We start from the raw sequence: 12,340 nt of genomic DNA on the forward strand, positions 1-12,340 counted from the left end.
CAGTCAAGCGCATCGAGCGCTTCACCAAGCAAACCATTCCGGTGGACGTGGTCGAAGGTTTCGAACCGAAGAAGACTGCAGCACCGCGCAGCCCGCGCAAACCGGGCGGCTGGCGTCCGGGTGATGGCCGCAGCAACAGCGGCCCGCGCTTCGGCGCTGGCAACCGCGAAGGTGGTGGTCATCGTGAAGGCGGTTTCGGCGGTAACCGTGAAGGTGGCTTCGGCGGCAATCGCGAAGGTCGCAGCTTCGGTGGCGCCAAGCCGGGCAACGGCCCGCGTCGCGAAGGCGGTGCTGGTGGCGGCTACAAGGGCAACAACGGCGGCGGTTTCCGTGCTGACGGCCCGCGTCGCTCCTACGGCGATCGTTGATTGCCAACCGGTATCAAGGTGTAAAAAAAGCCGCTTCTTTGGAAGCGGCTTTTTCTTGGCACGCCAAACTCACGGGCTCATGCAAGCAACCATTGACCATCACGCTTGATGGCGTCGTGCATGGCATCGGGAGCAAGGTCCAATTCCCCAGGCCAGGTCACCACGCCATCCACTAGGCAGACCTGCCTGAATTGCCTCTGATCGCGCAGCGGTGCAAAGACGCCACGAAAGAAACTGGGAAGGAATCTGACCGGGCCTTCCACCCCATCCCTGAAGCGGACCTGCAAGGCATAGTCGCCAGAAAGTTTGACTTCAACCACATCCCATTCCATATCATCACTCCAAAGGCGCAATCGGCTTGGGGGCCTGCATGTCCTGGCAAAGCGCCCAGTCTTCTAGGGCCTGTTCACATTTAATCTGCGAGATGCGNTGCCCCCAAAANGCNTGGNGCCAAGGCACGCGTCAGGGCTGGTGGAGGCACCCCCAGCCCTGACGTGCAACGCGGCCAGCGCGCCTTCTGGGGGCAACCCTCCGGGAGAGGCCGCCAAGCGTCGCCTGCCGTTGTTGCAGCTCCTTGCCGTAGCACCACTACGGCGCGTCGCCGCGCCTAGGCAGTCAACGCTTGGCGACCTCTCGCACTCGCAGATTAAATGTGAACAGGCCCTAGGTCAAACAAGTTTTCGCCTATGTCATAATCGGCTCCGTCTCCCGGGCGGCAGGCGGGATGGTCCTGCCGCTGGACGTTGGCAAGGACAGACCGATATGAAAATTCAAGGCAAGACAGCAGCAGACATCTTCGAATGCGTGCGCGCCCTGGTGCAGACCCAGCGCCTGCAAGCCGGCCAGGCGCTGCCGCCGGTACGCGAGTTGGCCGAACAGCTGGGGCTCAATCGCAATACCGTGGCAGCGGCCTATCGGCGCCTGGCCACGGCCGGCATCGCCATCACCCAGGGCCGGCTGGGCACGGTCATCCGCGCGCCTGCGCCCCCCGGCGAAGAAGAAGGCAGCCAGGGCGACACGGCCCTGACCGACCTGGCCGATGGCAACCCCAACCCGGCATGGCTGCCGGACCTGGCACAGACCTGGCGCAGCATCGCCTACCAGCCCAGGCTGTATGGCGCGCCCACCGTCAATGCGGGCCTGGCGCAATTCATGATGCAGTGGTGCCGCCCGGATTGTCCGCCGGAGTTTGAAGTGGACCTCACCCATGGCGCGGTCGACGCCATCGAACGCCTGCTGGCGGCCCATCTCCGCCATGGCGACAAGGTGGCGGTAGAAGATCCCTGCTTCCTGGCCAGCATCAATCTGCTGCGCAATTCAGGCTGGCAATCGGTCGGCGTGGGCATGGATGAGCAAGGCATGTTGCCCGAGGCCTTGCAGGCTGCGCTCAACCGCGGCGTGCAAGCGCTGATCCTGACCCCGCGCGCGCACAACCCCACCGGGGCCAGCCTGAGCCGGCGACGCGCCCGTGCGCTGAGCGCCATCCTGGAAAAACACCCGCACGTACTGGTGATCGTCGATGACCACTTCGCGCTGCTCTCGGGCCAGCCTTATCACTCGGTGATCCCGCGCCAGGCCAGCCGCTGGGCACTGGTGCGTTCGTTTTCCAAGGCGCTGGGGCCGGATGTGCGGGTGGCCGCAGTGGCCAGCGATGCGGCCACCTCGCGCCTGTTGCGCACGCGCCTGAGCGCAGGCAGCAACTGGGTCAGTCACTTCCTGCAGGACGCCATCGAGTTCACCATCACGCAGCCAGAGACGGCCAGCCTGATGCAGCGCGCGCGTTCAGCCTACGGCCAATGTCGTCAGGGGCTGGAGTCGGCCTTGGCGGCACAGGACATTGCCTGTTGGTCGCAGGGCGATGGCCTGAACCTGTGGCTACCCTTGCCCTTGAGCACCGATGACCAGGCCGTGGCGCTGGCCATGGCGCGCCAGGGTTGGCTGGTGCGTCCGGGTTCGGTATTCGCCGTGCAGCAGGCCGTCAGCGGGCTGCGCATCACCGTCTCCACCCTGGATGAAGACCTGTCACAGGCACTGGCAGCCGATCTGCGGCAATGCTTGGGATGAGCTGCGGTTCAGGCGGCTGCGGGGGTAGTCGGCCAATAATGTGAGTCCGGCACATCACGCGCGCCGAAGATGGCCTGCCCCACCCGCACCACCGTGGCGCCTTCCTCGATGGCGATCTCGGCATCGCCCGACATGCCCATGGACAAGTCCTGGAGCAAGGCGCCATCGGGCAACTCCTGGCGCAAGCGTTCCCGCAACTGGCGCAAGCGCGCAAAAGAAGGGCCTGACCCTTTTCCGGCTCGGCCGACAAGACCGCCAGTGTCATCAAGCCGCGCAGCCGCAGCGCCGGAAAAGCCCGCAATTGGCGCAGGAAAGGCGCCACCTGATCCGGCTCCAGGCCGTATTTGCTGGCCTCGCCGGAGGTATTGACCTGCACCAGCACATCCAGTCCCCGCCCCTCGATCTGCAACCGCCGCTCCAGCGCCTCGGCCAGGCGCAGGCTGTCCAGCGCCTGGAACTCGCTGGCAAAGCGGGCCACCAGCTTGGCCTTGTTGGTCTGCAGATGACCGATGACGGACCATTGCAGATCCGGCAGATCCTGGAGTGCCTGCCATTTCTGCCAGGCTTCCTGCGGCTTGTTCTCACCCAAGATGCGGCATCCGGCGGCATAGGCCAGGCGGATGGCGGCCTGTGATTTGGTCTTGCTGACCGGCAGCAGACGCACGCCGGCCGGATCGCGCCCCACACGCGTACAGGCAGCGGCAATGCGCTGCTGCGTGGCCGCCAGGTTGTGCCGAAAATCCTCGACGGTTGCCGCCTGCGGCCAGCGGCCGTGCATGTCATGGCGGGTGTGGGTGTGGGTGTGGGTGTGGGTGTGGGTGTGGGTGTGGGTGTGGGTGTGGGTGTGGGTGTGGGTGTGGGTGTGGGTGTGGGTGTGGGTGTGGGTGTGGGTGTGGGTGTGGGTGTAGGTATGGGTGTGCTCGGATAGCGCGTCAGGGGGAACAGGCATGAGGAACTCCGCGGTCATCTTACTTTGTCATAGGACAAAATATAGCATGAACGCCGCGCCCGAATAATCTGAGTAGTCTGCATAGATGACAAGGATTCAGTCATTGCTGAATTTTCATCGCTTGCCTGCCGCCCGTCACCGCGCAAAGAATGCATCTCCACCATAACAACGGAGACTCGCGCACCGGCCCTGCGGCACGGGCGTCTTGCCGTCATGAATCCATCCATCCTGCCGCGGCTGGCGCACGCCATCCGCTTTCTTTCCATCGATGCCATCGTGCGCGCCACCGAGGGCCACCAGGGCGTGCCGCTGGGCATGGCCGAGATTGCCACCGCACTCTATGCGCGCCACCTGCGCTTCAACCCGGCCGACCCGACCTGGCCCGACCGAGACCGCGTAGTGCTCTCCAACGGTCATGGCTCGATGCTGCTCTACAGCCTGCTGTACCTGACCGGCTACCAGCACATCACGCTGGAACAGGTGCGCAGCTTCCGCGAGTTCGGCTCGCACTGTGCCGGCCACCCGGAATATTCCCCCGCGCTCGGTATCGAAGTGACCACCGGCCCGCTCGGCCAGGGCATCGCCAATGCGTTGGGCATGGCGGTGGCCGAGGCGTATCTCAATGCTCGCTTTGGCGACGCCATCGTCAATCACCGCACCTATGCCTTCGTCGGCGATGGCTGCCTGCAAGAAGGCATCGGCCAGGAAATGATTTCGCTGGCCGGCCACCTGCGGCTTTCCAAACTGACCCTGCTGTGGGACGACAACCAGATCACCGACGATGGCGCCACCGAACTATCGATCAGCGAGAACGTGGCCGAGCGCTTCCGGGTCGCCGGCTGGCACGTGGTGGAAGTGGATGGGCATGATATCGAGGCCGTCTCGCGCGCACTGGACGCGGCCCGCGGTGCTGACCGCCCCTCGATGATCGCCTGCCGCACCGTGATCGGACGCGGCATTCCGCGTGTACAGGGGCAACGTGGCGGCCATAGCGCCCGACTCTACGAAGACGATGCCCAGGCCGCACGCGAGTTGCTGCAATGGCCGCATGGCCCGTTCGAGATACCGGACGAGATCCTCTTGCCATGGCGCGGCTTCGGCCAGCGCAACGATGTCGAACACGCCGCCTGGCAGCAGCGCGTGCAGTCACTGCCTGCGGAGCAGCGCCAGGAGTTCGAACGCGTCATGCGCGGCGAACTGCCGCACGGTTGGCAGGACGTGCTGCTCGAATTCAAGCGTCATGCGCATGAGCCGGCGCAGGCCAAGGGCGGCATCCTCATTTCCGCCGCCATCAACCAGTTGCTGGCCGAGGTGGTCCCCGAACGCATGGTGGGCTGCGCCGACCTGGAAGCGCCGACCGCGCACAAGGGCTCGCTGCAAGCCTTCACCGCTCGTGACCGTGGCGGTGCCTATGTGCATTGCGGCGTGCGCGAACACGTCATGGGTGCCATGGCCAATGGCATGGCCGCGCATGGCGGGGTGATCCCGCTGGCCGTCACTTACCTGGCCTTCTCCGACTACCAGCGTGCGGCCATGCGCATGGCGGCCCTGATGGGCTTGCCGGTCAAGTTCGTCTTCAGCCATGACTCGATTGGCATCGGCAAGAACGGGCCGACGCACCAGCCGGTGGAAATCCTGGCCGCGCTACGCGCCATGCCCAATATGCTGGTGATGCGCCCGGCCGATGCCAGCGAGGCGGTGGAATGCTGGGAAGTGGCCATGCAGCACCAGAGCGGGCCGGTGAGCATAGTCTTTGCGCGGCAGACGCTGGCACCGGTGCGCCAGCGCTTCGAGCTGGCCAATCTGAGTGCGCGCGGTGCTTATGTGCTGGAGGAGGCGCACTGCGGGCCGCGCCAGGTGACACTGCTGGCAACCGGCTCGGAAGTGGCCATCGCCTGTGCGGCACGCCAGCAATTGGAGCAGCGCGGCATTGCGACAGCGGTGGTGTCATTGCCCTGCTGGGAATTGTTCGACCAGCAGGAGCCGGCCTATCGCGAGGCAGTGCTGGGCAGCGGCACGGTGCGGGTGGGGGTGGAAGCGGCCTTGCGTTTTGGTTGGGATCAATACCTGGGCGCGCGCGGCGGCTTCGTCGGTATGAAGGGTTTTGGCGCACCGGGGCCGGCGGATGTGCTGTTTCTTCACTTCCAGATTACCGCCGAGGCGGTGGTGGCCGAAGCGACGCGCCTGCTGGCCAGTAGTCCAGGCTGATCTGCAGCATCCTTCATATCGCCCCCAGAACGCAAAAAGCCCACCTGAATTCAGGTGGGCCGTTCATTGATTAACGCTGGATGACCTGCAACCCATGCTATCTGCAAGGTGCCGCGGGCTTGACCTGCCCGGCCTATCTGGCCGGTGCGGTCGCCATCCAGGTGTTCGTCTGGTTGTCCTGGTGCCGCCGTTGGTGCGGCCCCTTCACTTCTCTACGAGCGATTAATTAACTATTTGCTACACGGGACAAACCCGTGATCGGCAGGCGCTTGCCCTGCTGCCCCATGCCCGCACTATCTGTACGGCCACATGCGACTGGCTGGCTTGCCCCGCCCAGCGCATCCCCTTCGCTCCAACCGTGATCGGCCCATGCTATCTGCACGGTGACGATCCTCGGAGAACCGTGGCTATCGCGACGGTGATGCTGCTGTTGCTGCCGCCCTGGCCAAGGCAGCGTATGGAATTGCGTTGGCGTTCAGGAACAGGCAGCGAGGATGTTCTCGGTTCGCTTACGCGATGACCTTGATGTTGGTGGCCTTTTCACCCTTGGGGCCGACACCGCGGTCGAAGGACACGCGCTGGTTTTCCGACAGGCTACGGAAGCCGTTGGACTGGATGTCCTGGAAGTGCGCGAAGACGTCGGCGCCGCCGGCATCAGGAGTGATGAAGCCGAAGCCCTTGGCATCGTTGAACCATTTGACTACGCCGGTTTGAGTGCTCATGTTTGTTTCCTCTGGAAAGTTTGGGACGAATGAAGGCCTATGCCTGGAAGGCACTTGAAACCAAGAACTGAAACCGAAGGAAAGAAAACAGAACGACCGAGGAGGGAACGACAGTCAGGCGGAATTGGAACCAACAAGAATACAACTTGATGCAAGTACAGGTCACATTGTACACCAGATGCGCCAAGGTACCGGCTTCTGTTGATATTTGTGTGGTTTTTTGGTCGCCATCGGCGGCCCATGCCCAGCCCGGGCGGCCCACGCCTGCTGCCGGCTAGCCCCAAGGGAGGGCCATGCAGCGCATTCGAAGACAAAATCAGAGGGCGGAAAAGCCGTTTGAGCATTTTTTGCTCTGCAACGTAATTCCGGTATATTGGCGCGGTCCCTAAAAGGCCGTGTTCCGTTTGCGCTACAGGTCAGTGGCGTTCATGGAATCGCGGGTTCCGTTGCATGTCGCTCAGCCCTCTGCGTGCTCAATGCCCCTTCCCGAACGCCCTTTGCTCGATCCCTCGGAGGATGACGCCACCGTCCCCGGCCTGCCGGTTCGCTTCGGCATTTCCGGGCTGGTGATGGCCGGCATGATCCTGCTGGCGGTGGTGCTGGTGTCGGTAGGCTGGTGGGGCGCGCGCCAGGTGCTGCTGGATATGGCCGAGCGCTCGGCCGAAGACGCCGGTCGCATCATGACCGAGCGTTCGCGCCGCATCATCGATCCGGCCGTGGCGACGCTGCGCCAGTTGTCCTTCGACCCCATCACGCAAGCCACCGACCTTGATGAGCGCCTCACGCGCATTGCCGCCTTTTCCATCGACCTGGTGGCCAATCCCCTGGTCTCGGCGGTCTACGTGGGCTATCCCAATGGCGACTTCCTGCTGGTGCGCTCGCTGCGCGGAGCCGAGCAGCGGGCGTTCTTCGTCGCCCCGCCCGAGGCCACCTTCCTGGTGCAGACCATCGTGCGCGATGCAGCCGGCCAGCAGCACGGCCAATACCGCTTCTACAACGCCGAGCTGAAACTGCTGGCCCTGCAAGAGCAACCCCAGTATCGCTTCGATCCACGCACCCGACCCTGGTATGCCCGTGCCGACCGCTCGCTCACGCCGGCGATCTCGGCGCCCTACGTGTTCTTCACCACGCGCCAGATCGGCATCAGCCTCTCGCAGCGCGCCCGCAACAGCGATGCCGTGGTGGCCCTCGACATGACCCTGGACGACCTGGCCACCAGCCTGGGCAATCTGCGCCTGACGCCGCATAGCGAACTGGCGCTGGTGGACGATGCCGACAAGGTGATCGCCTATAGCGACATGGGCCGAGTGCTGCAACAGGAGGGTGACAATTTCCGCTTCCGTGGCTTGCAGGATCTGGACGTGCCCAGCCTGTCGCTGCTGGCGCAACGAAGCAAGGCGGGCGATACACGCGCGCTCTACCAAGTCGAGGGGCGTGAATGGCTGGGTCTGTCGCTGCCCTTCAACGTGATCGACGGCCACGCCCTCAAGCTGCTCATCACCGCCCCCGGCGACGAACTGCTGGGACAACTGGACCGCAACCGCAAGACCATGGTGCTGGTGGCCTTCCTGCTGGTGCTGGCGTTCCTGCCGCTGGGCTGGTGGGCCGGACGCGCCATCGGCCTGAGCCTGGAGCGCCTGGCGCAAAAGGCCGCGCGCCTGTCACGCTTCGATTTCCGTACCCAGGGCCGAGGACGCAGCACCCTGCGCGAGGTCAACATGCTCACCGAAATGGTGGACCACGTCAGCCTGACGGTGGAAGCCTTCCTCGACATCAGTGCCATCCTCAGCACCGAAACCCATGTCGAGCAGATGCTGCAGCAGGTGCTGGAAAAATTCGTGCAAGCCACCCGCTGCGACGGCGGTGCCGTCTATCTGTGGCAGCACGAAGGCCAGCAGATGCAGCGCGCCGCAGCCTATGGCCAGCAATGCGGCTTGACCGACGGTATGTCCTATGACGAACATCAGGCCGCCGCTGGCGACGCCCATGAGACCGAGGATGGCCGCCTGCGTGTGGAACTGGACCTGCGTGGCCGCAATGGTTCGCTGGAAGGTCTGCTGGTACTGATGCACGCCCATGACAGCGCGCATGAAGATCCACGCTTTCTGGCCTTTGCGCGACGCCTGTCGGGAATGCTGGCGGTGGCCATCGAAACGCGCCAGTTGATTGCCGCGCAAAAGGCGCTGCTGGAATCATTGATCCGCCTGATGGCCGACGCCATCGACGCCAAGAGCCCCTATACCGGCGGTCACTGCGAACGCGTGCCGCATCTGGCCATCATGCTGGTGGAGCGCCTGGCACAGGAGCGCGAGGGACGCTACGCCGACTTCCAGCTCAACGAAGACCAGCGCTATGCCTTCCAGTTGGCCGCGCTGCTGCACGATTGCGGCAAGGTCACCAGCCCCGAGCACATCGTCGACAAGGCCACCAAGCTGGAAGTGATCCACAACCGCATCCACGAAGTGCGGATGCGCTTCGAAGTGCTGTGGCGCGATGCCGAACTGGAACTGCTGCGCGATTACTTCCCGGCCCTGCCCCCGCCACAGGCCGAAGCCTTGCGGCTACGACTGGACCAACGGCGCGCGCAACTGCGCGAGGATTTTGCCTTCGTCGCCCAATGCAATGTGGGCGGCGAGACCATGTCCGATGAAGCCATCACCCGTTTGCACCAGATCGCCCGCCAGACCTGGCAGCGCCATTTCGACGACAGCCTGGGCCTGGCCGACGAAGAAGCCCGGCGCCTGGCTGCGAGCCGCGACGGACGACCTTCTCCAAGCCTGCCGCACACCGAGCAGTTGCTGGCCGACCGAGCGGAGCACAAGGTGGAGTGGGATGACGGCCACCGCCCTGCCGTCGAACGCGGCGACCCGCGCAATACCCTGGGCTTCGACATGAAGCTGCCACACTATCGCCAGAACATGGGGGAGCTGCACAACCTGACGGTACGGCGCGGCACCTTGACCGAGGAAGACCGCTTCGCCATCAACAACCACATCGTGCAGACGCTGGTGATGCTGAAAAGCCTGCCCTGGCCGGACTCGCTCAAGAGCGTCCCCGACACCGCCGCCAACCATCACGAGAAGATGGATGGCAGCGGTTACCCGCGCCGCCTGCGCGCCAGCACCCTGCCGCTGCAGGACCGGGTAATGGCGTTGGCCGACGTGTTCGAAGCCTTGACTGCCGCCGACCGCCCCTACAAGCCGGCCAAGACCTTGTCGGAATCCTTGCGCATCATGGCAGCGATGTGCCGCGACCAGCATCTGGATACGGAACTGTTCCGTTACTTCCTGCGCAGCCGGCTATGGCAGGCTTATGCCGATGAATTGTTGCGACCGGCGCAACGTGATGAGGTCGATATCGACGCCATCGAAGCATTGCTGGAAGAGCTGCCACAGCAGGATTGAGTACGCGCAGGAATGTACTATCAGAGGTGCAAGTGACTGGCCCCCATCGGCTGGCCCACCAGCCCACTCACGGCCTGCGCCAGCCGCAGGGTACTGTCCTGGTCGAAGCCTTTCAGACGCAACATGCGAAATCCCAGCGCCATGCTGTATTGCCAATCCAGATCGAGGATGTAATAGCTGCGACCGGATTGGGGGTCAATCCATTGCACGGCCGGGTCTTCCCAGGCGGCGCCGATGAAATCCACATGCGAACCAAAAGGCGCCATCTCTTCCAACGGTTCGTCACTGCCCGGCACGCAGGGCGGCTCCAGGTTCTCGCCGACGTTGACCACGGGATTGGGGCCATCCGACGCCTCAAGGTCGATACTGAACATCTGCGGATCGTTCTCGTAGTCGGCTGCGCTATCTGCGCTCAACAATGCCAAGGTGGCGGGGCCGGGGCGATACATGGGGCTGCGCCAGCTTACCTGGGTATCTTCTTTCTCATCCAGGCCGGTGATACCGTGCTGGGCCAGCAGCGCCAGGGTCTCGACCATGGTCAGGTCGTCACGCAACGGAAGATCGGCAGGCAAGGCGCCTGCCTCCACGTAACAGCGCAACACATCGCCAGTAGTGCTTGCCCCCTCTTTCCACTGCAGCCGACAATCGAGCGTTTGCGCCAACTGGAAGCGCAACTCCTGCAGTGCCGGCCCCGGGACACCCTCGCCGCGTGGCTCGACGACGAAACCGTGGGCCAGCAAGGCCTGCTCCAGGGCCGGCCAGTCGGGTTGATCCAAGTGCGCCTGGAGCGGAAAAATGTAATCTTCGTGCAATGACATGGTGGAGACTCCATTGGTTAAGCTGCACAATAAAGCAGCAAGCGGTAGACTGAGTCCCCCATGCACGGTTCCATGACTGGTCAGCCGGCATCATCGTTGGTTGACGAAATTTCTCCTTCTTTTCAGAACGCCATGACGCACAAGCTTTTCTGGTCAGCCCCCTACCAGACCGAACTCGATACCCACATCACCCAGGTCGAGGGCGACCAGGTGCAAGTCGCGCAGACCATCTTCTTCGCCTTCTCGGGCGGGCAGGAAAGCGATGCCGGCACCTTGGGCGGCTATCCGGTGCTGCAGGCAGACAAGCGCGAACAGAGCATCGTCTACACCTTGCCTGCCGGGCACAGCTTGCGGGTGGGGGATGCGGTCTCGATGCAGATCGACTGGGCGCGTCGCTATCGCCTCATGCGCCTGCACTTCGCCGCCGAGATGGTGCTGCAACTGGTCTATCAGTTGCGCCCCGGCATCGAACGCATCGGCGCACACATCGCGGTGGACAAGGCACGTGTGGATTTTGCCAGCGACACCAGCCTGGCACCGCTCTTTGCCAGCATCGAAGCTTCGGCGCAGCAACTGGTGAGCGCCGACCTGCCCATCGTCACTGCCTTCAGTGACGAACAGGCCGGACGGCGTTATTGGGAAGTGGAAGGATTTGCGCGCATGGCCTGTGGCGGCACGCACCCGCGCACCACGGCCGAAGTGGGCAGCCTCAAGCTCAAACGCAAGAACACCGGTCGCGGCAAGGAGCGCATCGAGATCCTGCTGGATGCGCCCGCCGCTGAAGCGTGAGCAGAACGCTCAGGTCTGGTAGTCGTACTTCATCTGTTGGGCGATGAGGATGTCCTTGCTGGTACGCTCGCACAGGATCACGTAATGGGTCAGCGGCTGCGGCGGCCGCATTCCCTCTTCGATCAGGCGCGCATTGTCGAACAGCACTTCCTCGGCCGCGAAATACCCGTAGGAACGGATCGCCTTGAGCACGATGCGCTTGTTGCAGGGGCCGATCAAATCCTTGAAGCGCTCCTGTCATCAAAATAGGTTCAACCAGGTCTCTTACACGTCCAAGCGTGCTTTGCATAAAAGCCCTCTATTTCTGTTCTTTCACCATTGTAGTAATTTGTATCGACTGGCTCGTTCCCAATTTTCAGAGATACACGCTTCGTTGGGCCGGCTCCTTTTCCTTCCGCAAACTGCCAAAAAACCCAATCGTTCCATGGGTACATTTCGCCGTCTGTGGGAAATACATGGCCAGTCGGACTACGGTATCTAGCTATCCACAGTGGCATTGAGGACAAGAATTCACGTGCATCTTCATTGCTATGGAAATAGGAAGTAAATTCTCGCAATGTTCGGGGAGATGTATAGATGATAGGCGTGACACCTGTAATAGAAATAACTTCTTTGACAAAGGCATTGATGAAGCTTGGCTGAACTATCTGTTCAGCACTACAGATCTTCTTTTTACCGGCCACTTTCCATTTCGAGCATACATGCTCCCAGTCGACAGCGAGAATGATTTTTTGTTGCGCAATACATTGCTCACTGACAGCGCTCAAAAACCCTTTTGCCTGACTTATGGCGTCAGTGCTCGGATATGCGACGTGATATGCCCCGAAATATATGCCTGCATCATAGGCCTCTCTGGAGCGTGCTTGAAATAATGGGTCTCCATTGAATTTAGGAGGGGCATATGAACCAATAGTGACACGGTGTATCACTAACTTTATGTAAGTATTTGAATCTCCAAAAACTGCTCCTTTATTTAAAATAACTGCACTGTTGTTGGATGACATATCCACCATCCATG

Annotated in this window: 9 protein-coding genes and 2 pseudogenes; 5 read left to right on the forward strand and 6 right to left on the reverse strand. The window is 62.5% G+C overall.

Annotated elements, in window-relative coordinates; all coding sequences use genetic code 11:
* A pseudogene (locus I5W_RS10335) lies at positions 1-368 on the forward strand (DEAD/DEAH box helicase); the annotation flags it as partial.
* A gap of 77 nt (positions 369-445) precedes the next feature.
* Here I5W_RS10335 and I5W_RS10340 read toward each other — a convergent pair.
* Entirely contained in the window at positions 446-700 is a 255-nt protein-coding gene (locus tag I5W_RS10340; RefSeq protein WP_017453959.1) for a DUF2442 domain-containing protein, read from the reverse strand.
* 430 nt (positions 701-1,130) lie between these two features.
* On the opposite strand from I5W_RS10340, the gene ptsJ reads away from it, so the two are divergent.
* Positions 1,131-2,432, forward strand: coding sequence for a MocR-like B6 salvage transcription factor PtsJ (gene ptsJ / locus I5W_RS10345; protein ID WP_044529154.1), 1,302 nt, complete (start codon positions 1,131-1,133; stop codon positions 2,430-2,432).
* Positions 2,433-2,440: 8 nt separating this feature from the next.
* On the opposite strand, the pseudogene I5W_RS10350 reads toward ptsJ, so the two are convergent.
* Positions 2,441-3,210: pseudogene (locus tag I5W_RS10350) on the reverse strand (YggS family pyridoxal phosphate-dependent enzyme).
* Between the two features lie 384 nt (positions 3,211-3,594).
* Here I5W_RS10350 and I5W_RS10355 point away from each other — a divergent pair.
* A complete protein-coding gene (locus tag I5W_RS10355) occupies positions 3,595-5,589 on the forward strand; it encodes a transketolase family protein (RefSeq protein ID WP_044529155.1) in 1,995 nt (664 codons plus the stop codon).
* Positions 5,590-6,098: 509 nt separating this feature from the next.
* Here the strand turns inward: I5W_RS10355 and I5W_RS10360 are convergent.
* Entirely contained in the window at positions 6,099-6,311 is a 213-nt protein-coding gene (locus I5W_RS10360) for a cold-shock protein (protein WP_017455351.1), read from the reverse strand.
* 476 nt (positions 6,312-6,787) lie between these two features.
* On the opposite strand from I5W_RS10360, the gene I5W_RS10365 reads away from it, so the two are divergent.
* Positions 6,788-9,715, forward strand: a complete 2,928-nt coding sequence (locus I5W_RS10365; protein ID WP_044529156.1) for an HD domain-containing phosphohydrolase — start codon at positions 6,788-6,790, stop codon at positions 9,713-9,715.
* Positions 9,716-9,735: 20 nt separating this feature from the next.
* Here the strand turns inward: I5W_RS10365 and I5W_RS10370 are convergent, their stop codons facing one another.
* On the reverse strand, positions 9,736-10,491 hold the full coding sequence (locus tag I5W_RS10370; RefSeq protein WP_252716984.1) for a hypothetical protein: 756 nt from the start codon (positions 10,489-10,491) through the stop codon (positions 9,736-9,738).
* A gap of 174 nt (positions 10,492-10,665) precedes the next feature.
* On the opposite strand from I5W_RS10370, the gene I5W_RS10375 reads away from it, so the two are divergent.
* Positions 10,666-11,322: an alanyl-tRNA editing protein gene (locus tag I5W_RS10375; protein WP_044529158.1), complete on the forward strand. Its 657-nt coding sequence runs from the start codon at positions 10,666-10,668 to the stop codon at positions 11,320-11,322.
* 9 nt (positions 11,323-11,331) lie between these two features.
* Here the strand turns inward: I5W_RS10375 and I5W_RS10380 are convergent, their stop codons facing one another.
* Both I5W_RS10380 and I5W_RS29695 read right to left on the reverse strand, forming a co-directional pair.
* Positions 11,332-11,541 (reverse strand): hypothetical protein, encoded by a 210-nt coding sequence (locus I5W_RS10380; RefSeq protein WP_044529159.1) that lies wholly within the window; start codon positions 11,539-11,541, stop codon positions 11,332-11,334.
* A gap of 32 nt (positions 11,542-11,573) precedes the next feature.
* Positions 11,574-12,340 (reverse strand): glycoside hydrolase family 25 protein (locus I5W_RS29695; protein ID WP_148289084.1); only part of this gene is annotated, 767 nt, incomplete at its 5' end.

The sequence above is a fragment of the Herbaspirillum sp. B65 genome (assembly GCF_000333555.1).
GTDB classification, from domain to species: Bacteria; Pseudomonadota; Gammaproteobacteria; order Burkholderiales; family Burkholderiaceae_D; genus Herbaspirillum; species Herbaspirillum rubrisubalbicans.